This window comes from Streptomyces sp. NPDC088732 (genome assembly GCF_044751205.1).
In the GTDB taxonomy this organism is placed as follows: domain Bacteria; phylum Actinomycetota; class Actinomycetes; order Streptomycetales; family Streptomycetaceae; genus Actinacidiphila.
Genome location: NZ_JBIVLI010000004.1, coordinates 327,646 through 352,429, shown reverse-complemented (window position 1 = coordinate 352,429; position 24,784 = coordinate 327,646). Strand labels below are relative to the sequence as shown.

At 71.7% G+C, this 24,784-nt stretch carries 26 protein-coding genes; 11 read left to right on the top strand and 15 right to left on the bottom strand.

Annotation, left to right across the window (positions count from 1 at the left end; all coding sequences use genetic code 11):
• Window positions 1-62 precede the first annotated feature (62 nt).
• Complete coding sequence (locus tag ACIP9H_RS09510; RefSeq protein WP_401580743.1) at window positions 63-1,223, top strand: sensor histidine kinase; 1,161 nt, start codon at window positions 63-65, stop codon at window positions 1,221-1,223.
• Entirely contained in the window at window positions 1,220-1,969 is a 750-nt protein-coding gene (locus ACIP9H_RS09505) for a response regulator (RefSeq protein ID WP_401580745.1), read from the top strand. The genes ACIP9H_RS09510 and ACIP9H_RS09505 overlap by 4 nt, the downstream gene beginning before the upstream one ends.
• Here ACIP9H_RS09505 and ACIP9H_RS09500 read toward each other — a convergent pair.
• A complete protein-coding gene (locus tag ACIP9H_RS09500; protein ID WP_401958502.1) occupies window positions 1,897-2,508 on the bottom strand; it encodes a hypothetical protein in 612 nt (203 codons plus the stop codon). The genes ACIP9H_RS09505 and ACIP9H_RS09500 overlap by 73 nt on opposite strands.
• 223 nt (window positions 2,509-2,731) lie before the next feature.
• Between ACIP9H_RS09500 and ACIP9H_RS09495 the strand changes: the two genes are divergently transcribed.
• Complete coding sequence (locus tag ACIP9H_RS09495) at window positions 2,732-5,314, top strand: alkaline phosphatase D family protein (protein WP_401958499.1); 2,583 nt, start codon at window positions 2,732-2,734, stop codon at window positions 5,312-5,314.
• A gap of 65 nt (window positions 5,315-5,379) precedes the next feature.
• Here ACIP9H_RS09495 and ACIP9H_RS09490 read toward each other — a convergent pair whose 3' ends face one another.
• Window positions 5,380-6,615 (bottom strand): epoxide hydrolase family protein, encoded by a 1,236-nt coding sequence (locus tag ACIP9H_RS09490; RefSeq protein WP_401958497.1) that lies wholly within the window; start codon window positions 6,613-6,615, stop codon window positions 5,380-5,382.
• A gap of 51 nt (window positions 6,616-6,666) precedes the next feature.
• The gene (locus ACIP9H_RS09485; protein ID WP_401958495.1) at window positions 6,667-7,125 is read right to left on the bottom strand and encodes a nuclear transport factor 2 family protein; all 459 of its coding nucleotides are present in this window, start codon (window positions 7,123-7,125) and stop codon (window positions 6,667-6,669) included.
• Between the two features lie 155 nt (window positions 7,126-7,280).
• On the opposite strand from ACIP9H_RS09485, the gene ACIP9H_RS09480 reads away from it, so the two are divergent.
• Complete coding sequence (locus ACIP9H_RS09480; RefSeq protein WP_401958492.1) at window positions 7,281-7,862, top strand: Uma2 family endonuclease; 582 nt, start codon at window positions 7,281-7,283, stop codon at window positions 7,860-7,862.
• Between the two features lie 36 nt (window positions 7,863-7,898).
• Here the strand turns inward: ACIP9H_RS09480 and ACIP9H_RS09475 are convergent, their stop codons facing one another.
• The 6 genes from ACIP9H_RS09475 to ychF form a co-directional block, all read right to left on the bottom strand.
• Window positions 7,899-8,951, bottom strand: a complete 1,053-nt coding sequence (locus ACIP9H_RS09475; RefSeq protein ID WP_401958489.1) for a zinc-dependent alcohol dehydrogenase family protein — start codon at window positions 8,949-8,951, stop codon at window positions 7,899-7,901.
• Window positions 8,952-9,262: 311 nt separating this feature from the next.
• The gene (locus ACIP9H_RS09470; RefSeq protein WP_401958486.1) at window positions 9,263-10,681 is read right to left on the bottom strand and encodes an ATP-binding protein; all 1,419 of its coding nucleotides are present in this window, start codon (window positions 10,679-10,681) and stop codon (window positions 9,263-9,265) included.
• A 295-nt stretch (window positions 10,682-10,976) separates the two neighbouring features.
• Window positions 10,977-11,213: a hypothetical protein gene (locus ACIP9H_RS09465; RefSeq protein ID WP_401580756.1), complete on the bottom strand. Its 237-nt coding sequence runs from the start codon at window positions 11,211-11,213 to the stop codon at window positions 10,977-10,979.
• A 211-nt stretch (window positions 11,214-11,424) separates the two neighbouring features.
• Window positions 11,425-11,673 (bottom strand): Scr1 family TA system antitoxin-like transcriptional regulator, encoded by a 249-nt coding sequence (locus ACIP9H_RS09460; RefSeq protein ID WP_401580758.1) that lies wholly within the window; start codon window positions 11,671-11,673, stop codon window positions 11,425-11,427.
• Window positions 11,670-12,215, bottom strand: coding sequence for a DUF6879 family protein (locus ACIP9H_RS09455; RefSeq protein WP_401580760.1), 546 nt, complete (start codon window positions 12,213-12,215; stop codon window positions 11,670-11,672). The genes ACIP9H_RS09460 and ACIP9H_RS09455 overlap by 4 nt, the downstream gene beginning before the upstream one ends.
• A 249-nt stretch (window positions 12,216-12,464) precedes the next feature.
• A complete protein-coding gene (gene ychF / locus ACIP9H_RS09450) occupies window positions 12,465-13,553 on the bottom strand; it encodes a redox-regulated ATPase YchF (protein ID WP_360915073.1) in 1,089 nt (362 codons plus the stop codon).
• Window positions 13,554-13,740: 187 nt separating this feature from the next.
• Here ychF and ACIP9H_RS09445 point away from each other — a divergent pair, with 187 nt between their 5' ends.
• Window positions 13,741-14,277 (top strand): DUF6542 domain-containing protein, encoded by a 537-nt coding sequence (locus ACIP9H_RS09445; protein ID WP_360915076.1) that lies wholly within the window; start codon window positions 13,741-13,743, stop codon window positions 14,275-14,277.
• 36 nt (window positions 14,278-14,313) lie between these two features.
• Here the strand turns inward: ACIP9H_RS09445 and ppgK are convergent, their stop codons facing one another.
• Genes ppgK through ACIP9H_RS09430 form a run of 3 tightly spaced genes read right to left on the bottom strand, consistent with a single transcriptional unit; the run spans window position 14,314 to window position 16,344 of the window.
• Window positions 14,314-15,072 carry a polyphosphate--glucose phosphotransferase gene (ppgK, locus tag ACIP9H_RS09440; RefSeq protein ID WP_401580763.1) on the bottom strand — a complete coding sequence of 253 codons (759 nt, stop codon included), beginning with the start codon at window positions 15,070-15,072 and terminating at the stop codon, window positions 14,314-14,316.
• A 29-nt stretch (window positions 15,073-15,101) separates the two neighbouring features.
• Window positions 15,102-16,130: a 4-hydroxy-3-methylbut-2-enyl diphosphate reductase gene (locus ACIP9H_RS09435; protein WP_360915082.1), complete on the bottom strand. Its 1,029-nt coding sequence runs from the start codon at window positions 16,128-16,130 to the stop codon at window positions 15,102-15,104.
• Window positions 16,131-16,158: 28 nt separating this feature from the next.
• Complete coding sequence (locus tag ACIP9H_RS09430) at window positions 16,159-16,344, bottom strand: hypothetical protein (protein WP_401580765.1); 186 nt, start codon at window positions 16,342-16,344, stop codon at window positions 16,159-16,161.
• A gap of 169 nt (window positions 16,345-16,513) precedes the next feature.
• Here ACIP9H_RS09430 and xseA point away from each other — a divergent pair, with 169 nt between their 5' ends.
• The 3 genes from xseA (at window position 16,514) to ACIP9H_RS09415 (ending at window position 18,758) form a co-directional block, all read left to right on the top strand.
• The gene (gene xseA, locus ACIP9H_RS09425; protein WP_401580767.1) at window positions 16,514-17,722 is read left to right on the top strand and encodes an exodeoxyribonuclease VII large subunit; all 1,209 of its coding nucleotides are present in this window, start codon (window positions 16,514-16,516) and stop codon (window positions 17,720-17,722) included.
• Between the two features lie 64 nt (window positions 17,723-17,786).
• The gene (locus ACIP9H_RS09420) at window positions 17,787-18,038 is read left to right on the top strand and encodes an exodeoxyribonuclease VII small subunit (RefSeq protein ID WP_401580768.1); all 252 of its coding nucleotides are present in this window, start codon (window positions 17,787-17,789) and stop codon (window positions 18,036-18,038) included.
• Window positions 18,039-18,164: 126 nt separating this feature from the next.
• Complete coding sequence (locus ACIP9H_RS09415) at window positions 18,165-18,758, top strand: malonic semialdehyde reductase (protein WP_360915094.1); 594 nt, start codon at window positions 18,165-18,167, stop codon at window positions 18,756-18,758.
• Window positions 18,759-18,799: 41 nt separating this feature from the next.
• On the opposite strand, the gene ACIP9H_RS09410 is transcribed toward ACIP9H_RS09415, so the two are convergent.
• A complete protein-coding gene (locus tag ACIP9H_RS09410) occupies window positions 18,800-19,330 on the bottom strand; it encodes a DUF4245 domain-containing protein (protein WP_401958477.1) in 531 nt (176 codons plus the stop codon).
• A gap of 160 nt (window positions 19,331-19,490) precedes the next feature.
• On the opposite strand from ACIP9H_RS09410, the gene glpX reads away from it, so the two are divergent.
• Complete coding sequence (glpX, locus tag ACIP9H_RS09405; protein ID WP_401580771.1) at window positions 19,491-20,534, top strand: class II fructose-bisphosphatase; 1,044 nt, start codon at window positions 19,491-19,493, stop codon at window positions 20,532-20,534.
• A 375-nt stretch (window positions 20,535-20,909) separates the two neighbouring features.
• On the opposite strand, the gene ACIP9H_RS09400 is transcribed toward glpX, so the two are convergent.
• Both ACIP9H_RS09400 and ACIP9H_RS09395 read right to left on the bottom strand, forming a co-directional pair.
• The gene (locus ACIP9H_RS09400) at window positions 20,910-21,263 is read right to left on the bottom strand and encodes a WhiB family transcriptional regulator (RefSeq protein ID WP_401580773.1); all 354 of its coding nucleotides are present in this window, start codon (window positions 21,261-21,263) and stop codon (window positions 20,910-20,912) included.
• 305 nt (window positions 21,264-21,568) lie between these two features.
• Window positions 21,569-22,237 (bottom strand): DUF1707 domain-containing protein, encoded by a 669-nt coding sequence (locus ACIP9H_RS09395; protein ID WP_401580775.1) that lies wholly within the window; start codon window positions 22,235-22,237, stop codon window positions 21,569-21,571.
• Window positions 22,238-22,377: 140 nt separating this feature from the next.
• Here ACIP9H_RS09395 and ACIP9H_RS09390 point away from each other — a divergent pair, with 140 nt between their 5' ends.
• The gene (locus ACIP9H_RS09390; RefSeq protein ID WP_401580777.1) at window positions 22,378-24,036 is read left to right on the top strand and encodes a fumarate hydratase; all 1,659 of its coding nucleotides are present in this window, start codon (window positions 22,378-22,380) and stop codon (window positions 24,034-24,036) included.
• A gap of 191 nt (window positions 24,037-24,227) precedes the next feature.
• Window positions 24,228-24,599, top strand: a complete 372-nt coding sequence (locus tag ACIP9H_RS09385) for a peptidase inhibitor family I36 protein (protein WP_401580778.1) — start codon at window positions 24,228-24,230, stop codon at window positions 24,597-24,599.
• The last annotated feature ends 185 nt before the right edge of the window (window positions 24,600-24,784 follow it).

Here is a 24,784-nt window from a genome sequence, read left to right as displayed (position 1 = left end):
GTAGCGCGGGAGCCGTCTTCCAGGAGGACGTGCGGGGCGCGGGCCCCGGTTAAGGTGCCGTCATGGGAGGAGCCAGGCTGATCGCACGTCAGGTCCGCGAGTCGCCGCTGGACTTGCGGGGGTGGCAGGGCGTCCTCTTCGACGGGCTGCTCGGTCTCGTGCTCGTCGCCGACGTCCTGCTGCTGCCCGGGGTGCCGGCGCCCGCGGACGCGGTGGACCTCGTCCTCGCCCTCGTCGGCACGCTGGCCGTCAGCGGCAGCCGCCGCGCCCCCGTGTCCGCGCTGCTGCTGTGCACGGGCTGCATGCTGGCCTACGCGCTGCGGGTGCACCCGGGGCCGTCGGCGGCCTTCCCGGTGCTGGTCGCCGTGCACATCGCGGTCAGGAGCGGCGGGCGGCGGCTGCCGGTGAAGCTGGCGGTGCTCGCCTTCCTCGGCGGCTACCTGGCCTCCGGGCAGCCCGCGCCGACCGCGGCGCAGTCGACCGCGCTGCTGCTCGGCTGGTTCCTCGCCTCGGTCGCCATGGCGGTCGTGGGGCGGCACCGCCGCGCGTACCTGGAGCAGCTGGAACGGCGGGCACTGGAGGCCGAACGCACCCGCGAGGAGGCCGCCTTGCGCCGCGCGGGCGAGGAACGGCTGCGCATCGCACGGGAGCTGCACGACTCGCTGACGCACAGCATCTCGATCATCAAGCTCCAGGCGGGTGTCGCCGTCCATCTGGCCCGCAAGCGCGGCGAGGAGGCCCCCGAGGCGCTGCTCGCCATCCAGGAGGCGAGCGGCGAGGCCATGCGGGAACTGCGGGCGACGCTGGAGGTGCTGCGCGGCAGCGGGGGCGGCCACGGCGTGGACCGCATCGGGGACCTGGCCGAGCGCTCCCGGACCGCCGGGCTGCCCACCAGCGTCACCGTCAGCGGCCGGGAGCGGCCGCTCGCGGACGGCGTGGACCGGGCCGCGTACCGCATCGTGCAGGAGGCGCTGACCAACGTCACCCGGCACGCGGGACCCCGGCCGCGCGCCACCGTCCGCATCGAGTACGCCGACCGGCAGCTCGTCGTCCAGGTCGACGACGACGGCACCGCCGCGCCGGACGCACAACCGGTGCCCGGCGTCGGCCTCACCGGCATGCGCGAGCGGGTCACCGCGCTCGGCGGGCGGCTGCGGGCCGGACCGCGGCCCGAGGGCGGCTTCACCGTACGGGCCGAACTGCCACTGGAGGCCGCGACATGATCCGGGTACTGATCGTCGACGACCAGGCACTGATGCGCGCCGGGTTCCGGGCCCTGCTGGACGCGGAGGAGGGGATCGAGGTCGTCGCCGAGGCGGCCGACGGGCAGGAGGCCGTCGCGCTCGCCGAACGGCATGTGCCCGACGTGGTGCTGCTCGACATCCAGATGCCCGTGCTCGACGGCATCGGTGCGACCCGGCGGATCGCCGCCGACCCGCGGCTGGCGGAGGTGCACGTCGTGATCCTGACCAACTACGGCCTGGACGAGTACGTCTTCGACGCGCTGCGCGCCGGTGCCAGCGGCTTCCTGCTCAAGGACACCGAGCCCGCCGACCTCGTCCAGGCCATCCATGTCGCGCAGCGCGGCGACGCGCTGCTGTCCCCGGCCATCACGCGCCGCCTGATCGCCGAGTTCGTCTCCCGGCCGCCGGACGCGGCGCACGCGGCGGGCCTGGAGGCGCTCACCAACCGCGAGCGCGAGGTGGTGGCGCTCGCCGCGCGCGGACTGGCCAACGACGAGATCGCCGCGCGCATGGTCATCAGCCCGCTGACCGCCAAGACCCACGTCAGCCGGGCCATGACCAAGCTGGGCGCCCGCGACCGGGCCCAACTGGTCGTGTTCGCCTACGAGTCGGGGCTGATCACGCCCAAGTCCCCGGTCGCCGGACAGCAGCCCTACGCGCCGGCCGGCTCCGCGGCCTCGGCGGCGTCAGCGGTCTCCGCCGATTCGTCGGCCTTCTCGAAGTAGGTGTCGAGCACGGCGTCGAGCTCCCCGGACCAGGTCTTCAGCCGGCTCCTGGAGGGCGCCTCGACCCAGGTCTCGTACCAGCGCCGCGGCGAGAGGTAGACCGTCACACCGAACCGGCGCCCCCACCGCGGGGCGTCGACCTCGACCGCGCCGATCTCGTCCCAGCCGAACTCGGCCTCGGTGTCGTCGAGCCGGAACGTGACGCCGTCCCGGTCCGCCCGGATCGAGCCGCGGCGGTCGGCGACCTCGAACTCCGGTCCGCCGGCCGGCTCCGCGTCGCTGCGCGGGGCCTCCTCGACGGCGGGCTCCTCGACGGCGGGCTCCTCGACGGAGCTGTCGTCGCCGGTGTCCTCGGCGGTGTCTTCCACGGGGGTCGGGGCGTCGTCCGGCGCGGGCGCCGCCTTCACCAGGTCCGCGGACGGCTCCGCGGACGTGACCTGGGGCTCGTCCGGCTCCGGCACGGCGATGCCGGGGACGTACGCCGGATCGATGCCGGCCGCCTGTACGAGCGGGATGTTCGAACCTCTGCTCTGCTCCACGGCGGGCAGTATGGCCCATCGGGCTGTGCCCGCGACACTCGCCCCGGCCCGGGGCGCGCACGTGTCGCGCCCTCCCGGCCGGCGGATGGCGGAACGTTCCGGCGGCGGACCGGCCCGCCCGCCTGCCGCGCGGCGGCCGGCAACATCGCCCGGTGGCCTGTCGTGACCGGTCCATTCATGATCACGCAACCGGGGCGGCACCTGCCCGGACAACCCTCGACGCATGACCGACACACCTACGATCGTTCCCTTCGACCGCCGGAAGTTCCTGGCGGCGGCGGGCGGCACCACCCTCGGCGCCGTCGCCGCCGGCCAGTTGGCCATCGGAGCCGCCTCGGCCGCCGACGGCGGGACGGGAGCCGCCACCGCCGCCACCGGCCCGTCGGGCGTCGTCGACCCGGCCCCCTTCCTGCTCGGTGTCGCCTCCGGCGACCCCGACGAGGACAGCGTCGTGCTGTGGACGCGGCTCGTCACCGACCCGCTCGACGCGGAGACCGGCGGCATGGCACCCGTGCCGGTCAAGGTGAGCTGGGAGCTGGCGCGGGACGAGGAGTTCCGCCACATCGTCGACGACGGTCACACCGAGGCCGTCCCCGAGTCCGCGCACAGCGTGCACGTCGAGGCCAGGCACCTGACGCCCGACACCTGGTACTGGTACCGCTTCCAGGTCAACGGGACCTACAGCCGCACCGGCCGCACCCGCACCCTGCCGAAGCCCGGTTCCCCGGCCGACCAGCTGCGGTTCGCCTTCGTGTCCTGCCAGAGCTGGGCCGGCGGCCACTTCGCGGCCTACCGCGACCTGGCCGGGCAGGAACTCGACTTCGTCATGCACCTCGGCGACTACATCTACGAGACCGCCGACGGCAGCCTGACCGAGTTCCGCCGGCTGCACGCCCTGTACAAGAGCGCCCCCGAACTCCGCGACGCCCACGCCCGCTTCCCGTTCTTCGTCACCTGGGACGACCACGAGGTCCAGAACAACTACGCGGGCGACGTCCCGGGCGGCGCCGGCGACGGGCGGCCGTTCCTGGAACGCCGCGCCAACGGCTACCAGGCGTACTACGAGCACCTGCCGCTGCGCCGGGAGCAGCGGCCCGAGGGCCCCGACGCGCTGATGTACCGCAGGTTCGACTTCGGGCGGCTCGCCGGGTTCAGCGTCCTGGACACCCGCCAGTACCGCACCGACCAGCCGTGCGGCGACGGCCGGAAGACGCCCTGCGAGGCGGTCGGCGACCCGGCGGCCACCCTCACCGGCCCGGAGCAGGAGAAGTGGCTGCTCCGGGGTCTGCACAAGTCCGGCGCGCAGTGGAACGTCATCGCGCAGCAGACCATCATGGCCGCGTTCGACTACGACCTGGGCCCGTCGAAGATCGTCAACCTCGACCAGTGGGACGGCTACCCCGCCGCCCGCTCCCGGATCCTGGACTTCCTGGACACCGAGCGCCCCCAGAACCCGGTGGTCCTCAGCGGCGACTGGCACACGCACTGGGTCAACGACCTCAAGAAGGACTTCGACGACCCGGCCTCCCGCACCGTCGCCACCGAGTTCGTCGGCACGTCCATCTCCTCGGGCGCGAGCTGGGACGCGGACGTCCGGGCGGGTCTGGCGGCCAACCCGCACGTGAAGTTCTACAACGGCACCTACCGCGGCTATGTGATCTGCGACGTCACACCGGAGCGCTGGCGCGCCGACCTGCGGATCGTGCTGAGCGCCGGCGACGCCGCGTCCCCCGCGTACACGATCGCCGCGTTCGAGGTGCTCGACGGCGTCCCCGGTGCCCGCCGGGTCGACGGCGCGGGCGACGGCCTGTCCGGCCGGATCACCGACAGCGCGACCGGCACCCCGCTCACCAACATGCGCGTCAAGGTGCTGGACTCGGCCGGCAAGGCCGTCGTGTCGAGCACGACCGGCGCGGACGGCGAGTTCCTCGCCTTCGCCGTCCCCGGCGTCTACACCGTGGCCGCCGACGGCGTCGGTTACGACCCCGTCCAGGTGACCGCCACCGTGCAGGACGGCGCGCAGACCCGCGTCACCCTGCGCGCGGACCGCGCGCGGGCGCGCGCCGGCACGGGAACCACCATCCCCGGCCCCGTGGCCGAGGGCCTGGTCTCCGACCTGGTGATCTCCAACGACCAGCTGGCCCTGGCGATCTCGGCCGGTTCCGAGGACTCGCAGCTGACGCCCGTCACCCTCGGCAAGCCGCGCGACATGGCCGCCGTGGGCCACCTGGACCAGATCGACTGGTTCAACCTGCCCTACGCGTCGGCCGCCCAGCCGCGCGGCTCGAACGCCTGGCAGCAGCGCACCGTGAAGTCGACGTCGGTCCAGGTGGTCTCCTCGACGGGCGCCGAGGCCCGGATCAGGGCCACCGGCGCGAGCACCGCGTTCCCGGACGTCGCGGTGGTCACCGAGTACTCCGTCCGCGAGGGCGAGCGCTGGATCACCGCCGAGAGCGTCTTCACCAACCGCGGCACGGTGGCCCGCACCCTGTGGATCGGCGACGTGATCGACCACGACGGAACGGGCCAGCGCAGCGGCGTCCCCGGCCACGGCACCATCACCACCGGCACGCCCGCCGACTACGCGCCCACCGCGCCGTGGATCGGCATGACCGGGGCCGACAGCCAGACGTACGGCCTGCTCTACGAGGACACCGCGTTCACCGCCTACGCGTGCGACATCTGGGCGATGAGCCAGCGCCAGGTCACGATCGAGCCGGGGGCGGCCTGGACCCTGCGCCGGCGGATCACCGCGGTCGACAACCGGGCCTCGCTCGACCCGTTCGCCGTGCTGAACACGCTCTGACCGGCCGGGCCGGCGAGGCGGTGGCAGCGCCGCCTCGCCGTCCCCGGGGCCCGGCCGGCTCCGGGTCAGCGCAGTTTCCTGAAGGTTCCCCGCAGGTCGGAGACGAAGGCCTCGGTGTTCTCGTAGTGCACGAAGTGGCCCCCCTTCTCGTGGGCGTTGACGTTGATCGCGTTGAACGCGGCACGGGTGGGCCCGTTCTCGAACGCGGCGATGCGCTCCTCGACGGTGCGGACGCCGGGCGGGTAGGCGTCACCGAGGAGGAAGGTGAAACCGGCCGGCGGCTCGACGGTCGGCCGGCGGTCGTGCGAGGGCACCCACGGGTAGCGCACCGCGTTGCGGTACATGCGGATGGACGAGCCGATGGACTCGGTCACCCAGAAGGTGGTGGCCTGCGTGAGGACGAAGTCGCGGGGGAACGCCGCCTCGAAGTCCCCGTTCTTGTCGCTCCACTTCCGCCACCGCTGGAGCAGCCAGGCCAGCATGCCGATCGGCGAGTCGTTCAGACCGTGGGTGAGGGTCGACGCGTCCAGCATGTGCGCGGTGACGTGGGAGACGTACGTGGTGACGAAGTTCTCCATGCCCGCGCGCAGTTCCGGTGAGGCGTCCGCGGGGATCGTGGCCCCGTCGGTCACGTCCCAGAACCGCTCGTTGGCGAACATGCCCGGGGGCAGGTCCTGCCCGTAGTGCAGGCCGATGATGCTGTCCGCGTACTTGTGGCCGAGCGCGCTGGCGACCAGGGAGCCGTAGTCGGAGCCCGCCACGGCGTACTTCTCGTAGCCCAGCGTCTCGGTCATCAGCGTGTGCAGGATGTCGGCGATCTTCCAGTAGTTGAGATCGCCCCTGGTGAGCGGGGTGGACCAGGCGAAACCGGGGAGGTTCGGCACGACGACGTCGAAGGCGTCCGCCGCGTCGCCGCCGTGGGCGACGGGGTCCGCCAGCGGGCCCACGACCGGAAGGCTGAACTCACCGGGCCACGGCCAGCCGTGCAGGACCATGACGGGGATCGCGTCCGTGCCCTTGCCGCGCTCGTGGACGAAGTGCACGGGCGCGCCGTCGATCTCGACCTTGTGCTGGTTGAAGGAGTTCAGCCGCGCCTCCTGCGCCCGCCAGTCGAAGCCGTCGGCCCAGTACTCCACGAGCGGCTTTAGGTAGGCGGTGCTCACCCCGTAGTACTCCTCCTCGTTGTCCAGGTCGTCGAAGAAACGGGTCCTCCGCAGGCGGTCCTTGAGGTCGTCCAGGACGTCCTGCGGGACGTCGATCCGGTACGGGGCGAGCGCGGTGCGCTCGGTGTTGTCGCTCACAGTCGTGCTTCCTTCGCGTAGGGGGGTGGTGGGAGGGGGCGTCGGCCGGCGTCAGTCGGTGAAGTCGAGACGGATCCGGGTCTGCTCGAGCTCGGCGATGAACCAGGAACCGCCGGTCCTGACGAAGCGCACGCGGTAGTGGCCGTAGCCGTGCATGCCCCGGAAGGGGACGGCCTCGGACACGGGGGCGTCCGCGGGGCGGGTCACGATGTCCTCCATCGCCCATACACCCCGGGCGGCGGTCGCCGAGGCGACGTCGATCTCGTCGGAGAACAGGTGGTGGATCAGGGTGACGCCGGGGCCGCCGCTGGAGCCGACGGTCGCCACGATCTGCTCGCGGCCCTCCATGCGCAGCCACACCGAACCGTCCGGCTTGCGCGGGGTGAAGGTGCCGTCCGGCGTGAACAGGCCCGCCAGGTCCTGCCAGCGCTGGTGGTCCGCGTAGCGGACGTAGCGCGCCATCAGACGGCGAAGATCCTCGGTGATGCTCAGACGCTCTGCGGTATCCATGGGTCGACCACCTCTTCTGGACTGGCTGGTCCACCCATCGTGCGGAGAAAAGATTGGACCGGCAAGTCCAGAAATGAGGCGGGGCAGGAGACGCGGCCCCGGACGGCGCGACCGGCTTCATGGTCCGGTCCTCGCGGAATCGCTACCGTTGAGCCATGACCGCGCTGCCCGACCGGATGCGGCCGCCGCGTGCGGAAGGCTGGTTCGCGGAGGACCTGGACCGCCTCCCCGAGGCACCTCGCCACACCGAGCTGATCGACGGAGCACTCGTCTTCCTGTTGGCGCCGCAGCGGGCCTGGCACGGCCGCCTCGTCACCGCCCTGACCGCCACGCTCATGGCGCAGGCGCCGGTCGGCTTCGAGGTCGAGCGCGAGATGACGATCCGCCTCGACACAAGGAACCGCCCCGAGCCGGACCTCTTGCTGACGGACCTGCCCTACGACCCGGACCGCACCTGGTACGCCCCGGAGGACGTCAAGCTCGTCATCGAGGTCGTCTCCCCCGAGTCCGCCCACCGCGACCGCACGGTGAAGCTGCGCAAGTACGCGGAGGCCGGCATCCCGCACTACTGGCGCATCGAGGACGAGGACGGGGCACCCGTCGTCCACGTCCATGAACTCGACTCACCCACCGGCGCCTACGCACCCGCCGGCATCTTCCGAGGCACCCTCCGGCGCCCGGTGCCCTTCGGGATCAGCCTGGACCTGGGCACGCTCACGCCGCCGCGCACCGGCTGACCAGCAGCCGGCCCCTCGCGCAGTCCGTTCGCCGGATCAGTCGCCGTCGAGGACGAAGAGCGGCTTGGTGCCCCGTGCGGGTGCTTCGGCGACCGCGACGGCCTCCGCGAAGCGGTCCAGCGGGAACGGCCGTCCCTGGGGGATGCTCAGCACGCCCTCGGCGACGAGATCGCGCACCTGGGACAGCGCGCGCAGCGCCTCCTCGGGCGCGGCGGTGCCGAACCAGCGGTTCAGCCAGAAGCCGCGGACCGCCTTGGTCTCGTAGATGACCGAGCGTGCCGCCAACGGGATGGTCAGCGCGGCCGGGTCGGTCTGCCGGTGGGTGGAGAGCGCGCCGTAGACCACGACCTCGCCGCCCGGAGCCAGCGCCTGGGACACCTGGGCGCCGACCGGGCCCGCGACGCAGTCGACGGCCTTGCGCACCCCGGCCGGTCCGGCGATCTCGGCCACGCGCCGCACCAGGTCCTCGTCCTCGGTGCAGATGACCTCGTCACCGCCCAGCGCCTTGATCTCCTCGACGGCGTCGCGCCGCCGCACGACATTGATCGTGCGGATGCCCAGGTGCCGGGACAGCTGGATGACGAGCCGGCCGACGGTGGAGCCCGCGGCCGTCTGCAGCAGCCACTCCCCCGGCTGGACGTCGAGTTCGCGCGTCACGAGGAGCAGCGCGGTCAGCGGGTTGACGGCGAGCTGGCAGGCGCTGGAGTCGCTCAGCCCGTCGGGGACCGCCAGGAGCCTTCGTGTGTCGGCGACGAGGTACTCCTGCCACGTGCCGGCCACCGGCGGTCCGGGTACGGCGGGAACGGCGGCGACCACCACCCGCTCGCCGACCGCCGGCCCCTCGGTGTCCGGGCCCAGGGCCTCGACGCGGCCCACGCACTCCATGTGGCCGCCCACGACGGGGAATTCGGGGGAGAAACCGTAGCGGCCGCGCAGCACGTGCAGATCACTGGCGTGAATCGGCGTCGCCCGCACACGGATCAGCGCCTGGCCGGCCTCCGGCGTGGGCACCGGCCGGGACTCCAGCCGCAGGACGTCACCGGGCTCGCCGACTTCGCCGGCCACGAGCGCACGCATGGATGGGGGCATGAGGGGGGACCTTTCGTCTCGCAACGCCCGGCGAACTCGGCGGGCGTTCCGCACAGGAACAATGCTGCGCCGGCATCGTCGTCGGCGCCTCCAGGAATCGGGGCCGGAGAGCCCCCCTCAACCGCGACCGGCTTCCGTTGCCGCGGATCGGCCTGCGGCCTCCTCGCGGCGGGGCCCCTGCGGCAAGAATCTCCAGCGTTCCCGATGAAAGAACCGTAACACGTTTACCTATGTCAAGGTCTGAGGTGCGGGCACCCGGCGGAAGCAATGGAGCACGCAGGCGAGCCGGCCGGCGTCGGAGGTGGCGCCGCTCACAGCGGCCAAGCGGTGAGCAGGTCGCCGGGGCCGTAGGCGGCATCGAGGCCCGGAGAGTCGACGCCGCTGCGCGAGACCGCCACGACGGGAACGGGTTCGTCGGTGAGGGCGGCCCGGTGCCGATGGAGAGCGGCCGCGTCATGCCGGTCGAAGGGCGACCGCTCCAGCCACTTGATGGAACCGACGAAGAGCAGCTCCTTGGCGACGGGGGCGCGGTCCGCCCCGACGATATCGATCTCGATGTCGTTGGTACGGGTCCAGTAGCCCCCCACCGCGGGGGCCGCCGGCAGCCTGCCGTCGGGCAGTATCCGCGCCAGGGCCTCGCGGACCAGGGGCTCGACGGCCCGGCCACGCCAGCTGGACCAGCCCTCCCGGATCCGCGCCAGAGTCAGATCGCCGCGCCCCCGCTCGATCTCCTCCATGGACGGGCCGAGAAATCGCAACCAGAACCGCAGGTACGGATCCGCCACCCGGTAGCGGCGGTCCTTCGACGGACGCGGCGACACGGGCAGTTCCGCGGCGACGATCCGTTTGTCCGTGAGCAGTTCCAGCGCCCGTTGCAGCGGTGTGGCCCCGATCCCACCGGCCGCACGGGCGATGTTGGTGAAGGTCCGCTCGCCACTGCCGATGGCCGCCAGCACCGTGCGCGCCTGGGCCTGCGGGGGGAACTCGGCAGCCTGTGAGCGCTCGGCCGACACCAGCAGGGCCGACACCGGGTCGCTCAGCGCCTCCCCGAGGAAGTCCCACACCCCGGCCCCGTGCGGCCATTCCGCGCAGATCAGCGGCAGCCCGCCGGTGACCAGCGCGGCGTCGAAGGCTTCCGCCGGATCCAGCCCCAGCATCCGCCCCACCTCGGCGGGGTTCAGCGGACCCAGAACCATCTCCCGGCCGCGCTGATGGAAGGGGCGTCCGTAGCTGTTCAGCGCCTCCATCATCGACAGATCGGAGCCGATGAGGACCAGCAGAACCGGCTTGGCCTCCAGGACCCGGTCCCAGGCCCGTTGCAGCATCCCCTCAAAAGCACCGTCGGCATCCATCAGGTACGGCACCTCGTCGATGACCAGTACGCTCGCCCGGTCTGCGGGCAGCGCCGCCGCCAGCACATCGAATGCGGCGTCCCAGCTCTCCGGCCGCGCGGCGGCCACCAGCCCGGCCAACGGCAGCGTCGACGCCTGTGCGTCCCGCGCCAGCCGGGCCAGATCGGCCCGGGGAGACGCGCCGGTCGCCGCGTAGAACAGGAACGGCATTCCGGAATGCTCCGCGAACCTCTCGACCAGCCGCGACTTGCCCACCCGGCGCCGCCCGCGCAGCATCACGCACCGACCGGGCCGCTCCCCGCCAACCCCGGCCACGACCTTCTGGAGCTCTCGCTCCAGCGTCGCCAGCTCCTGCCCCCGACCCACAAAATCGACCATGTCCGCCACCTCCACGGACCACACTAACATTCATGTTGGCAACATGGACGTTAGTAACCTGGCCCAAATGACCCATGGCCCGAGTCCTGAACGCGCACCCCCCGCACTGTCCGCGAACCGCAGGAAGCAGACCCGGAACATGCCCCAGGGAATTCATTCTTCCCGCGCCGCATTTCGGCCTGCTTTCGCGGCCGGATCGACCCCGGGCCCGAGGCAAAGGGGTCCGTCCCGGAGCGGGAGGAAAACAGAGAAGCCCGCCCCATTTCGTGGGGCGGGCCATTCTTTGTTTCACGCCTCAAGAAGACTTCTTCACCTCGCCGGGGACGGTCTTGACGCGAGGGATTCTCAGGCTGAATCCATCGGGACCGCCCCACTCGACCACCAGCCGAGTTGCGTTGAAGGTGGCGGAGGCGTGCATGCTCCCGTCCTTCTTCTTCTCGAACTTGAGGTCCTTGGCGACCTTGACCACCTCGGCCAGGAGCGAGGCCATCTGCCCTTGCGGCGTGTCCTTGATTTCCTTCTTCAGGTCCATGAGCGTTTCCCCCCAAGGGTCGGCACGGCTACCACCGTGACGTTCGTACGGCCCTCAGGCTCCAGGGCCTCTTTACGGCTCTCGGCCGTACTCCACTGTAGGACATCACGGACCGTACCCGCCAAGGCTTCGGGCAGCCCCACTCCATCCTTCGAGAGCCGTCATCGCCCGAACCATGGCCTTGAAATTCTCGTTCACATTTGGCGTGTTCTCATCCAAGGCGGGCAGTCGGATCACATTCTTGTTCAGACAATACGGCTCGGACGTACTCGGGGGTCTGGAGGAGGCCCGGGATCAGGGGGATGCGCTCCACCTCCACCACGCTCGGCGCAGCACGACCGTTCTCGATCTTGCTGAGCTTGCTGGTGGACATCACGGCGCTGCGGGCGACAGCCTTGGCTTCCTTGCCGGATGCCTGCCGTGGCGCCCCCAGCGCCGCACCCGGCTCTGCTCGGTTCACTCCGCCCCGTGCTCTTCCCACCACTCCGGAAACGGCACCGACTGCGCCAGCGCGATGTCCCGGTGGGTGGCGAACTCGAACTCCGCCTCGGTGGGCAGCTCGTCCTTGGCGGGCAAGAAGGTGGGACCGAGGAAGGCCCCGGCCTTGTCGTAGTTCAGGACGACCGGCTCGCAGCCGTCGAACAGCCAGAAGTCCGGCACGCCTTCCAGCGGGTTCGGGCGGTCAGTGGTGTCGAGGATGAAGAACTCCTCGCCGGCTGTCATGTTCGTCAGGTAGCCCCAGCCCAGCTCATAGCGCAGGTAGGGCGTCAGCGGCCGGGACACGATGTGTACCCGCTTCATGTGCTTGCCGCTCTCGGTTGCGCGGCGCACCGTCTCCAGCCAGGCCGCGTTGTAGTCCTCCGGCTTCGGCTCCCCTGCCAGGAAGGCCCGGTAGGCGGCGGAGTCATCGGACTTCCCGTAGTCGTCCAGGGTCTCCAGGCGAAACGCCGCCGACTCGAAGGAGGAGAAGCGGGCGGCCAGGTTGTCGGATGCGCTGATCACGGCGGACCTTCCGGAAGAGTTCAACGGGGATCTCGACGACGGTCTCGTGCGCCGGTAGCTCCAGCCCGTGATCGGCCGCTCGACAGTCGCCCGAAGGGGCGCAAGAACCACAGGTCAGGCCTCCTGATGCAGCGTCAGGAGGCCTGACCCAATGGAAGGAAACAGGAAGGGGCCAGACCTTTCGATCTGGCCCCTGACCTGCGGTTTCCCGCTCTGAGCCGCGACCTTCTCAGGACCGCTGCTCAACGATCACACGTTGAAGCGGAACTCCACCACGTCGCCGTCCTGCATGACGTACTCCTTGCCCTCCATGCGGGCCTTGCCCTTGGCGCGGGCCTCGGGGATGGAGCCGCACTCGACCAGGTCGCCGAAGGAGACGATCTCCGCCTTGATGAAGCCCTTCTGGAAGTCGGTGTGGATGACACCGGCGGCCTCGGGGGCGGTGGCGCCCTTCTTGATCGTCCAGGCGCGGGCTTCCTTCGGGCCGGCCGTGAGGTAGGTCTGGAGGCCGAGGGTGTCGAAGCCGACGCGGGCGAGGGTGGCGAGACCGGGCTCGTCCTGGCCCATGGACTGCAGGAGCTCCAGGGCCTCCTCGTCGTCGAGCTCGATGAGCTCGGACTCGATCTTGGCGTTGAGGAAGATCGCCTCCGCGGGAGCGACCAGGGCGCGCTGCTCCGCCTTGAACGCGTCGTCGGTCAGCTCGTCCTCGTCCACGTTGAAGACGTAGAGGAACGGCTTCGTGGTCAGCAGGTGCAGCTCGTGCAGGAGGCCGCCCTTCTCCGTGGCGGCGGTGATGCCGGCGGAGAACAGGGTGCGGCCGTCCTCGAGGATCTGCTGGGCCTCCTGGACGGCGGCGAGCATCGCCGCCTTCTCCTTCTGGAGACGGGCGTCCTTGGTCAGCCGGGGCAGGACCTTCTCGATGGTCTGCATGTCGGCGAGGATCAGCTCGGTGTTGATCGTCTCGATGTCGTCCTTCGGGGACACCTTGCCGTCGACGTGGACCACGTCCGGGTCGACGAAGGCCCGGATGACCTGGCAGATCGCGTCGGACTCGCGGATGTTCGCGAGGAACTTGTTGCCCAGGCCCGCGCCCTCGCTGGCGCCGCGCACGATGCCCGCGATGTCGACGAAGTCGACCGTCGCCGGGAGCTTGCGCTGCGAGTCGAAGATCTTCGCGAGCGTGTCCAGGCGGGGGTCGGGGACACCGACGACGCCGACGTTGGGCTCGATCGTGGCGAACGGGTAGTTGGCCGCCAGCACGTCGTTCTTGGTCAGGGCGTTGAACAGGGTCGACTTGCCGACGTTCGGCAGGCCGACGATTCCGATCGTGAGCGACACGTGACGACTTCCCGTAGCGAGGTGGGTGGAGGGCCCGTGCGCCCGGGGTGGGCGGGGACGGACCGATCCACCAGTCTACGGAAGCGGGAGACCCCAGGAGGCTCCGGCGGCCCGCCTCGCCCCCTGTGGGGCTGAAAAGTCGTGTCCTGCCCCTGTTTTCCCCCTGCGGGGCGCCTACGTTGGGTGCGTGGACCAACACAGTGCGCGCACGCCGCACAACAACGGTGCCGTGACGCGGCCGGCCAGACCGGCCGAGCGTCCGGCGCGCAGGCCCGCGGGCGCGACCGCCGTGGGCGGAGGTCCGCGCCGCGGCCCGTTGTGGGGGGTGCGGCGGGGACAGAGCGAGTCCCGTCTGACGGGACTCGGCACCGGGGTCTTCATCACGCTGACCGCCCTGTGCGGCGGGGCCGTGGACTCCCTGGTGAACGGCGAGCCGGGCACGCTGTTCGGCGTCGTCTTCCTGCTGGCCTGCATCGCCGGCGGCGTGTGGGTGCGGCCGTACGACCTGTCGGCGGCGCCGGTGAGCGCGCCCATCGCCTTCACCATCGCGCTGGCCGTGACCGCCGACGGCGGCGGCGGGTTGACCGGGCACGTGATGGCGCTGCTCACCGGGCTCGCGACGCTGACCGGCTGGCTGTACGGCGGCACGGTGTGCGCCGCCGTGATCACGGCCGTGCGGAAGGTGGCGTACGTGACGCGGGCGCGGCGCGCGGAACGCCGCTGACCGCGCCGTACCCGCCCGCGTCCGCGTCCCGGACCGCTATCCGGCGGCGGCGGTGGTGACCGCCGCGGCCGCCGCCATGCCCGCGCCGACGATGCCCGCGTTGTTCTGCAGCGCGGCCGGCACGATCTCCGCCTCGATGCCCTCGATGAGCGGCAGGAACTTGTCCGCCTTGCGGCTCACGCCGCCGCCGATGACGAACAGCTCCGGCGAGAAGAGCATCTCGACGTGCGCGAGGTACTTGCTGACCCGGCGCGCCCAGTGCTCCCAGCTGAGCTCCTCGTCCTCCTTGACCTTGGTGGAGGCGCGTTTCTCCGCCTCGTGCCCGTGCAGCTCCAGGTGGCCGAGTTCGGAGTTGGGCAGCAGCTTGCCGTCCACGAACACGGCGCTGCCGATGCCCGTACCGAGCGTCAGCATGATGACCGTGCCCGAGCGGCCGCGCCCCGCGCCGTACGCCATCTCGGCCATGCCCGCCGCGTCGGCGTCGTTGAGCAGCGTCACGGGCAGGCCGACCCGCTCGGAGAGCAGGCCGGCCGCGTCCATGCCTATCCAGCCCTTGTCGACGTTGGCCGCCGTGCGCGTGACCCCGTGCGTCACCACACCGGGGAACGTCGCGCCGATCGGTCCCTGCCAGCCGAAATGGGTGACGACCTGCTTGACGCAGTCCGCCACCGCGTCGGGCGTCGCGGGATGCGGAGTGAGCACTTTGCAGCGCTCCTCCGCCAGATCCCCGCGATCCAGGTCGACCGGGGCGCCCTTGATCCCCGAACCGCCGATGTCCACACCGAAAACGCTCATGGCCCAACGCTACGACGTGGGAAGGACGGTCACCCCTCGGACGGCGGACCCGCCTGCTCGGGGGCGGTTCCGGCGGCCGGGGCGGCGGCCACCTTGGCGGCGGCCTCGGCGCGCAGGTCGCGGCGCAGCTCCTTGGGCAGCGAGAAGACGATCGACTCCTCGGCGGCCTTGACGATCTCGACGTCCTCGAAGCCGCGCTGCGACAGCCACTCCAGCACCTGCTCGACCAGGACGTCGGGAACGGAGGCACCGGAGGTGACGCCGACCGTGGAGACGCCCTCGAGCCAGGCCTCGTCGATCTCGGCGGCGAAGTCCACGAGGTACGCCTCGCGGGCGCCCGCCAGCTTGGCGACCTCGACCAGGCGGACGGAGTTGGAGGAGTTGCGCGAGCCGACGACGATCACCAGGTCGGCCTCGGCGCCCATCTGCTTCACCGCCAGCTGGCGGTTCTGCGTGGCGTAGCAGATGTCGTCGCTGGGCGGCGAGATGAGCTGCGGGAACTTCTCCTTGAGCGCGTCGACCGTCTCCATGGTCTCGTCCACGGACAGGGTCGTCTGGGAGAGCCAGACCACCTTGGAGGGGTCCCGGACCTCGACCTTGGCGACGTCGGCCGGGCCGTCGACCAGCGTGATGTGGTCGGGGGCCTCGCCGGAGGTGCCGATGACCTCCTCGTGGCCCTCGTGGCCGATCAGCAGGATGTCGAAGTCCTCGTTGGCGAAGCGGACGGCCTCCTTGTGGACCTTGGTCACCAGGGGGCAGGTCGCGTCGATGGTGGCGAGCCTGCCGCGCTCGGCCTCCTCGTGGACGACGGGCGCCACACCGTGCGCGGAGAACATCACGATCGACCCCTCGGGGACCTCCGCCGTCTGCTCGACGAAGATCGCGCCCTTCTTCTCCAGGGTCTGCACGACGTACTTGTTGTGGACGATCTCGTGGCGGACGTAGATCGGGGCCCCGTACTGTTCCAGGGCCTTCTCGACGGCGATCACGGCGCGGTCCACGCCCGCGCAGTAGCCACGGGGGGCGGCGAGCAGGACCCGTCGGGCAGCAGCAGTCATGTGCCCATCGTACGGGGCGTGACCGAGGTCATCGGCCCCGCCGGGGGCGCCCGCGGCGAGCCGCGCGCAGCAGTCCGGGCAGCCCTCCCGCGAGCACCGCGGCGGCCACCGCCGTCAGGCAGCTGAAGCAGCCGCAGCCGGGGCCGCGGCGCCCGATGCGGAAGCCGCCGCCGACGCGCGGCGGCCGCGGGGGCGGCGGGCCGTGTGAGCGCATGGGGGACCTCCCGGGCACGGGCGCATGGGGCTGCGTCCCAGCGTGCGGCGTCCGCGGGGGGACGGACAGCGGTGGGCGCCATTCGGGTCGGCGGCGGGACCGACCGCTGCCCCGGGGCAATCCCGCCCGGGGCGGGGTCACTGTCCGTGGCGGGGGCTAGTCTCGGCGTATGGCTCAGAACACGTCCGCGGAGGCGCCGATCCCGGTCGGCGAGGTGTCGCGGCTGATCGGCGGCTGGATCGACCGGCTCGGCGCGGTGTGGGTGGAGGGGCAGATCACGCAGCTGTCCCGGCGCCCCGGCGCGGGCGTGGTCTTCCTGACGCTGCGCGATCCGTCGCACGACATCTCGCTGAGCGTGACCTGCCGCCGTGCCGTGTTCGACGCCTTCGACGGCGCGGTCGGCGAGGGCGCGCGGGTCGTCGTGCACGCCCGGCCGGAGTGGTACGCCCCGCGGGGGCAGTTGTCACTGCGGGCGGCGGAGATCCGCCCGATAGGGATCGGCGACCTGCTGCTGCGGCTGGAGCAGCTGAAGAAGCGGCTGGCCGGCGAGGGCCTGTTCGCGCTGGAGCGCAAGCGTCCGCTGCCCTTCCTGCCGCAGCTGATCGGCCTGGTGTGCGGCCGTGCCTCGGCCGCGGAGCGCGACGTGCTGGAGAACGCGCGGCTGCGCTGGCCGGCCGTCCGTTTCGAGGTGCGCAATGTGCCGGTGCAGGGGGCGTACGCGGTCCCGCAGGTGATCGAGGCGGTGCAGGGGCTCGACGCGCACCCGGGCGTCGACGTGATCATCGTGGCGCGCGGCGGCGGCAGCGTGGAGGACCTGCTGCCGTTCTCCGACGAGCGGCTGGTGCGGGCGGTCGCCGAGTGCCGTACGCCGGTGGTGTCCGCGATCGGGCACGAGCCGGACACCCCGCTGCTGGACCTGGTCGCGGATCTGCGCGCCTCGACGCCGACCGACGCCGCCAAGCGCGTCGTTCCGGACGTGGGCGAGGAGCTGACCCGGGTCGGGCAGCTGCGGGACCGCTCCTTGCGGGTGGTGCGCGGGCTGCTGGACCGGGAGGAGCGGGGGCTGGCGGCGGCGATGAGCCGTCCGTCGATGGCACGTCCGCGGCTGATGGTCGAGGAGCGCGAGGAGCAGGTGGCGGCGCTGCTGGAGCGTTCGCGGCGGCATCTGCGGCACCGCCTGGACCGCGCGGACGACGAGCTGGCGCACACCCGGGCCCGGGTGGTCGCGCTGTCCCCCGCGGCGACGCTGCAGCGCGGGTACGCCGTCCTGCAGCGGGAGGACGGCGGGGTCGTGCGGGCCGCGGGCGAGGTGGCCGACGAGGAGAAGCTGCGGGCCCGGGTCGCCGACGGCGAGTTCACGGTCCGCGTCACGCGCTGAGCCGGCTGCGGCGTACGGCGCCGGGCGGACCCGCCCTGTCCGAGGGCGGCCCTAGTCTGGTGCCATGGCTGATCAGGACACGCTGGGGTACGAGCAGGCCCGCGACGAGCTTGTCGACGTCGTCCGCCGACTGGAGGCGGGCGGTTCGACGCTGGAGGAGTCCCTCGCCCTGTGGGAACGCGGCGAGGAGCTTGCCAAGGTGTGCCGCAACTGGCTGGAGGGCGCCCGCGCGCGCCTGGACGCGGCCCTCGCGGAGGAGTCGGACGACGCGGTGCAGGGTGCGCCCGGGGCGTCCGGCGCGGCCGAGGAGGAGTAGCCGGGGGGTGTCGTGACGGTGCTCACGGGACGGGCATCCCGGAATAGTTGAATCTTCACCTATGTTGGAGGGAAAGTTCGAGGCCGCCCCGCCGGGGCGGTTCCCCACAGCCCCCCGAGGTACCCGATGACCCTCCAGCTCGACACCGCCGCACAGAACCTTCTCTTCCGCGACGCGCGCACCGCCAACACCTTCACCACCGAGCCGGTGACCGACGAGCAGGTCCAGGACGTGTACGACCTGGTGAAGTACGCGCCCACCGCCTACAACCAGCAGCCGCTGCGCATCGTGCTGGTCCGCTCCGCGGAGAGCCGCGAGCGGCTGGTCGGGCTCATGAACGAGGGCAACCGGGCGAAGACCTCCACGGCGCCGCTGGTGGCCATCCTGGCCGCGGACAACGAGTTCCACGAGGAGCTGCCGGTGCAGTTCCCCGCCTTCCCGCAGGCCAAGGACATGCTCTTCGGCGAGCGCCCGGTCCGCGAGCAGTCGGCGGCCTTCAACGCCGCGCTCCAGGTCGGCTACTTCATCCTCGGCGTGCGCGCCGCGGGCCTGGCCGCAGGCCCGATGACCGGCTACAACGCCGACGCGATCAACAAGGAGTTCTTCCCCGACGGCGACCACTCCGTGCTCGCCGTGGTGAACATCGGCAAGGCGGGCGAGAACGCCTGGCGCGCGCGCTCGCCGCGACTGCCCTACGACGAGGTCGTCACCACCGTCTGAGACACCTCCGGCGCCCGCGCGGGCGCCGGGATCGTCCGGTGCTACTGGCCGCTGCGCTCCTGGAGTGCAGCGGCCAGTTCCGCGAGCCGGTCGGCCGGGGCGGTTCCGGTGACCATGGTGGTCACCCCGCCCTTCTGCCGCACCAGGGCGTCGTACTTGGGGCCCTCGTAGCGGTCCCAGGTCTCGCCGCCGACGGTGCGCGTGCCGCTCTTGCGCGCGTCGTGGCTCGTGGCCGCGACGAACGCCTCCGCGTCCGCGTTGCTCTGCTCGACGGCCGCGTACTCGTTCTGCGGGTCGATGAAGCCGAGGTGCCAGTGCACGGCCTTCGGGTTCGTGTCCTCGTACGTCACCGAGGTCGCCCGCCAGCCCTTGCCGAGCCCCTCGGGGGCCGCGACCGGGTACGGGGCGCTGCGGCGGGCCTGGTCGAGCTCGACCCGGTAGCCGACCACCTGGACGGGGTCGTGGTTCTCGTCGTGCGGGATGAAGAACCAGATGATCCCGACCACGACGCCGATCGCCGCCATCGAGAGCACCATGTCCCGCACTGTTTCCGTGCCGCGCTTCTTTGCCACGCCCCCTATGGTCCCCCATGCCCCGGAGCGTCCCGGCGCCCGGGTCCCGCACCGGCCCGCCCGCGCTCATGTGACGGGCCCCCTGCTCATCCTGGCACCTGGCGGATAAGGTCGTACCACCCTCTTTTCCGGCCGTCCTCGTACAGAAAGGTGCGCTGTGATGACCGAGCAGCACGAGAACCACACCATGCCGCCGCAGCTCGAAGTGAGTCCCGAGGCCCCCGACCGCAACCTCGCCCTCGAACTGGTGCGGGTCACCGAGGCCGCCGCGATGGCCGCCGGCCGCTGGGTGGGCCGGGGCGACAAGAACGGCGCGGACGGCGCGGCCGTCAAGGCCATGCGCACCCTGGTCTCGACCGTGTCGATGAACGGCGTCGTCGTCATCGGCGAGGGCGAGAAGGACGAGGCGCCGATGCTCTTCAACGGGGAGCGGATCGGCGACGGGACCGGCGCGGAGTGCGACATCGCCGTGGACCCGATCGACGGGACGACGCTCACCGCCAAGGGCATGCCCAACGCCGTCGCCGTCCTCGCCGCCGCCGACCGCGGCGCGATGTACGACCCCTCGGCCGTCTTCTACATGGACAAGCTGGTCACCGGCCCCGAGGCCGCCGACTTCGTCGACATCACCGCCCCGCCGTCGGTGAACATCCGGCGGGTCGCCAAGGCCAAGGGCGGCGCCCCCGAGGACGTGACCGTCGTCGTGCTCGACCGGCCGCGGCACGAAGGACTGGCCAAGGAGATCCGCGAGACCGGCGCGCGGATCACGTTCATCTCCGACGGCGATGTCGCGGGCGCCATCATGGCCGTGCGCGAGGGCACCGGCGTCGACCTGCTGATGGGCATCGGCGGCACGCCCGAGGGCATCATCGCGGCCTGCGCGATCAAGTGCCTCGGCGGCACCATCCAGGGCAAGCTCTGGCCCAAGGACGACGCCGAGCGGCAGCGCGCCCTCGACGCCGGCCACGACCTCGACCGGGTCCTGCACACGGACGACCTCGTCAAGGGCGACAACGTGTTCTTCGTCGCCACCGGCATCACCGACGGCGAGCTGCTGCGGGGGGTGCGCTACCGCGCCGAGACCGCGACCACCCAGTCGCTGGTGATGCGCTCCAAGTCCGGCACGATCCGGCAGATCGACTCCACGCACCGGCTGTCGAAGCTGCGCGCCTACAGCACGATCGACTTCGACCGCGCGCGCTGACCGCCTCCCGGCCGGAGGGGCCGGAAGACGGGAAGCGCGAAACTCCCGGCACTTGTGCGCACGGAGGCCGGGAGCACGCCCCTGGGGGCGTGCTCCCGGCCTCCGGCGTTCGCACGTGTCCGCGGGGCAGGCCCGTCCGGGGCATCTTCCGAGACTGGCGCCGACCGCCACGAGGGCAGGTCCCGCGGCTCCCGGGGGCGTCGTGAGACGGAAGGTCGGCTCCGTGGCACAGCCGGCTACGCGGACGGGGCGACAACTCCCCCGGCCGAAGCCGGGGAAGTGCCACGCCTGGGGGCACCTCCCAGCGGTAGCCGGGGTGGGGGCACCTCCCAGCGGTAGCTGGGGTGGGGGCACCTCCCAGCGGTAGCTGGGGGACTAACCCGCGGCGGCGATCCGCGGTGCGGGCCGCTGCAGTTCCGCCTCGCGGCGGCGCCGGCGCGCGAGCACGACCCTGCGCTCGGCCGCGGTCATGCCGCCCCACACGCCGTAGGGCTCCGGCTGCATCAACGCGTGCTCCCGGCACTCCAGCATGACCGGGCAACGGGCGCAGACCCGCTTCGCGGCCTCCTCGCGCGACAGCCGGGCCGCCGTCGGCTCCTTGGAGGGCGCGAAGAACAGACCTGCCTCATCGCTGTGGCACGCGGCATCCGAATGCCATGGGCCGCCCAGGTCCCGGGGGTGACTCAGGGAGGAACTGGATGCTGCCGCGGGCTCGATCGGTTGAAGCACGGGATACTCCTGACGACGGCTCGGCTTGGTGTCACCCTTGCCCGTCGCTGCCCTTCCCGCTGCGTCGGCACGGGGGTTGCCGACGTGGGGTACGGCGGCGAGCGACGTGTCCCCATGCCCTACCCGCTGTACGCGCGTTCATGCGCACCGTGTCCGGGGGTCGCACGCCCGTGCGTACGCGCCGTGTGCCGGACGGTGCGCCGCCGCACCGGCAACCGCCGCCGCTGCGGCGCGCCTTGGGGCGCACCCGCGCACCGCCGCGCACCGCGCGCGGGCGGCGGGAGCCGATGCCAGGTGACGCGTCGTCAGTAGTCCAGCTCGGGGCGGGCGTCCTTCTTCTTGACCCGCTTGCCGCGCCGCGGCTTGGCCTCCACGCCGCCCCAGAAGGCCAGGCCCTGCACCTTGATGACCGGGGCGCCGGGGTCGGGGGCCTCGTACGCGTTGACGTCGGAGCCGCCCATGATGCCGACCACGCCACCGCCGCGCAGGGTCACGTTCTCCGGCACCCTGATCTCGACCCCGCCCATGATGGCGGTGCAGTTGATGACGACCTCGGGCGCGGTGAACGTCGCCTCCGTGAGGTCGATCACCACGCCGCCCAGGATCGCGACCGCGTTGATCTTCGAGCCCACGCGCCAGCGGCCCTTGCGCTCGGCGCCGCCGAGGATGCCGACGAGGTTGGGGTTCTCCCCGGTGTGGTCGGGCACCCACTGCGAGGCCGGTGCCGCGGCGGCCGCGGGCGCGGGGACCGGCAGGTCGCGTACGAAGGGCTCCAGCTCGCCCACGGTCTTCGCCGCGTACACGCCGTCCAGCCGCTCCGAGTGCTCCTGGGTGCTCAGACGCCCCTCCGCCAGGGCATCGCGAAGAATGTCGGCCACCCGGTCGCGGTCCGCGTCGGACGCGCGGATGTCGGCTTCGGCGACAGGGGGACTCAAGGGCTGCTGCTCACGCTTCCGGAGCGAGGACTCATCCACGCGACTACGGTACACAAACGCGATAGATCGCGACTAGGCCCCTGCCCCGGTCGGTGAGGGTCACCTCACACACCGGGCACCCCGCGTTCGTTCTACGCTTGTCGGGCTTCTATGACGCAGCGCCAGTGAGGATGTCCCTTATGCCCGAGTTTGCCTACACGGACCTGCTCCCCCTCGGTGAGGACACCACTCCGTACCGACTGATCACCTCCGAGGGCGTCAGCACCTTCGAGGCCGACGGCCGGACCTTCCTCACGGTGGAGCCGGAGGCGCTGCGCACGCTCGCCGCCGAGGCCATGCACGACATCTCCCACTACCTGCGCCCCGCGCACCTCGCCCAGCTGCGCCGCATCCTGGACGACCCCGAGGCGTCCCCCAACGACCGCTTCGTCGCCCTGGACCTGCTGAAGAACGCCAACATCGCCGCGGCCGGCGTGCTGCCGATGTGCCAGGACACCGGCACCGCGATCGTCATGGGCAAGCGCGGCCAGAACGTGCTCACCTCGGGCGGCGACGAGGCGGCCCTGTCGCACGGCATCTTCGACGCCTACACCAAGCTCAACCTGCGCTACTCCCAGATGGCCCCGCTGACCATGTGGGAGGAGAAGAACACCGGCTCCAACCTGCCGGCCCAGATCGAGCTGTACGCGACCGACGGCGGCGCCTACAAGTTCCTCTTCATGGCCAAGGGCGGCGGCTCGGCCAACAAGTCCTTCCTCTACCAGGAGACCAAGGCGGTCCTGAACGAGGCCTCCATGATGAAGTTCCTGGAGGAGAAGATCCGTTCGCTCGGTACGGCGGCCTGCCCGCCGTACCACCTGGCGATCGTCGTCGGCGGCACCTCCGCCGAGTTCGCGCTCAAGACCGCCAAGTACGCCTCCGCGCACTACCTGGACGAGCTGCCGGCCGAGGGCTCGCCGGCCGGCCACGGCTTCCGGGACAAGGAGCTGGAGGAGAAGGTCTTCGAGCTCACGCAGAAGATCGGCATCGGCGCGCAGTTCGGCGGCAAGTACTTCTGCCACGACGTCCGCGTGGTGCGGCTGCCCCGGCACGGCGCCTCCCTGCCGGTCGCCATCGCCGTCTCCTGCTCCGCCGACCGCCAGGCCGTCGCGAAGATCACCGCGGAGGGCGTCTTCCTGGAGCAGTTGGAGACCGACCCGGCCAAGTACCTGCCGGAGACCACCGACGAGCACCTGTCGGACGAGGACGTCGTACGCGTCGACCTCAACCGCCCGATGGACGAGGTCCTGGCGGAGCTCTCGAAGTACCCGGTCAAGACCCGGCTGTCGCTGACCGGCCCGCTGGTCGTCGCCCGCGACATCGCGCACGCGAAGATCAAGGAGCGGCTGGACGCGGGCGAGGAGATGCCGCAGTACCTGCGTGACCACCCGGTCTACTACGCGGGCCCGGCCAAGACCCCGCAGGGTTACGCCTCCGGCTCGTTCGGCCCGACCACCGCCGGCCGCATGGACTCCTACGTCGAGCAGTTCCAGGCCGCGGGCGGTTCCAAGGTCATGCTCGCCAAGGGCAACCGCTCGAAGCAGGTCACCGACGCGTGCGCCGCGCACGGCGGCTTCTACCTCGGCTCCATCGGCGGCCCTGCGGCGCGCCTGGCCCAGGACTGCATCAAGAAGGTCGACGTCCTGGAGTACGCCGAGCTCGGCATGGAGGCGGTCTGGAAGATCGAGGTCGAGGACTTCCCGGCCTTCATCGTCGTCGACGACAAGGGCAACGACTTCTTCACCGACCCCGCCCCGGCACCCACCTTCACCAGCATCCCGCTGCGTCCGGGCGCCTGATCCCGGTCCCGCGGCACCTCCCACGCCCCCGCCGGTCCGACCGGCGGGGGCGTCGCCGTGCCGCGCACGAAAATCCGATCGGCGCTCACCTTCTACGAAGGTGGTTTACCGTTCAACTAGCGTCCCTTGAGCAAGATCACGCCGCCGCGACACCGCACGGCGGCGTGTCCGGCATTTCGAAGGGACCCACCATGAAGAGGATTTCGCTCGCCCTGGCCCTGGGCGCGGGGGCCGTGCTCAGCGCCACGGTGGCCGCACCGAGCCAGGCGGCCGACCAGGCCGACTACTGCTACCCGGGCTACTCGTGCTACTACGACGGCGCCAACGGCACCCACAAGATCTGGACGGCTCCGAGCAAGGGCTGCCACAACCTGGGCGACATCGGCCTCAACGACCGGATCGACTCGATCGTCAACAAGGGCGGCGGCACCGTCCACCTCTACAACTGGAACGGCAGCAACGCCTGGATCGCGCTGGGGGACGTCCCGGTCTCGCACGCCAACTTCCAGCCGGCCAACCTCGGCAGCTCCGCGAACAAGGTCGACATGGTCTGCATCGACTGACGCGCCGCGACCACCCGGCCACCGGCCCCGAGGCGCGCCCCGGGGCACGAGCCGGCCGGGACGGCCCGGCACCGCGTGCGCGGTGCCGGGCCGCGGCGCTCCCCGGGACCCCCGGGGGAATGAAACGGGTCGTGCCGCTGTCGTGGTGAGGGGGTCTACTGGGAGGTACCAGGACACCCGGCGAC

Excerpts from the sequence above, each read along its gene's own strand:
- ACIP9H_RS09485 (WP_401958495.1), bottom strand. The coding sequence starts at position 7,125 with ATGGATACCGCAGAGCGTCTGAGCATCACCGAGGATCTTCGCCGTCTG.
- ACIP9H_RS09435 (WP_360915082.1), bottom strand. The coding sequence starts at position 16,130 with ATGACTGCTGCTGCCCGACGGGTCCTGCTCGCCGCCCCCCGTGGCTAC.
- ACIP9H_RS09470 (WP_401958486.1), bottom strand. The coding sequence starts at position 10,681 with ATGGTCGATTTTGTGGGTCGGGGGCAGGAGCTGGCGACGCTGGAGCGA.
- ACIP9H_RS09505 (WP_401580745.1), top strand. The coding sequence starts at position 1,220 with ATGATCCGGGTACTGATCGTCGACGACCAGGCACTGATGCGCGCCGGG.
- ACIP9H_RS09430 (WP_401580765.1), bottom strand. The coding sequence starts at position 16,344 with ATGCGCTCACACGGCCCGCCGCCCCCGCGGCCGCCGCGCGTCGGCGGC.
- ppgK (WP_401580763.1), bottom strand. The coding sequence starts at position 15,072 with ATGAGCGTTTTCGGTGTGGACATCGGCGGTTCGGGGATCAAGGGCGCC.
- ACIP9H_RS09420 (WP_401580768.1), top strand. The coding sequence starts at position 17,787 with ATGGCTGATCAGGACACGCTGGGGTACGAGCAGGCCCGCGACGAGCTT.
- ACIP9H_RS09390 (WP_401580777.1), top strand. The coding sequence starts at position 22,378 with ATGCCCGAGTTTGCCTACACGGACCTGCTCCCCCTCGGTGAGGACACC.
- ACIP9H_RS09415 (WP_360915094.1), top strand. The coding sequence starts at position 18,165 with ATGACCCTCCAGCTCGACACCGCCGCACAGAACCTTCTCTTCCGCGAC.
- ACIP9H_RS09465 (WP_401580756.1), bottom strand. The coding sequence starts at position 11,213 with ATGGACCTGAAGAAGGAAATCAAGGACACGCCGCAAGGGCAGATGGCC.
- xseA (WP_401580767.1), top strand. The coding sequence starts at position 16,514 with ATGGCTCAGAACACGTCCGCGGAGGCGCCGATCCCGGTCGGCGAGGTG.
- glpX (WP_401580771.1), top strand. The coding sequence starts at position 19,491 with ATGACCGAGCAGCACGAGAACCACACCATGCCGCCGCAGCTCGAAGTG.
- ACIP9H_RS09495 (WP_401958499.1), top strand. The coding sequence starts at position 2,732 with ATGACCGACACACCTACGATCGTTCCCTTCGACCGCCGGAAGTTCCTG.
- ACIP9H_RS09510 (WP_401580743.1), top strand. The coding sequence starts at position 63 with ATGGGAGGAGCCAGGCTGATCGCACGTCAGGTCCGCGAGTCGCCGCTG.
- ACIP9H_RS09480 (WP_401958492.1), top strand. The coding sequence starts at position 7,281 with ATGACCGCGCTGCCCGACCGGATGCGGCCGCCGCGTGCGGAAGGCTGG.
- ACIP9H_RS09475 (WP_401958489.1), bottom strand. The coding sequence starts at position 8,951 with ATGCCCCCATCCATGCGTGCGCTCGTGGCCGGCGAAGTCGGCGAGCCC.
- ACIP9H_RS09385 (WP_401580778.1), top strand. The coding sequence starts at position 24,228 with ATGAAGAGGATTTCGCTCGCCCTGGCCCTGGGCGCGGGGGCCGTGCTC.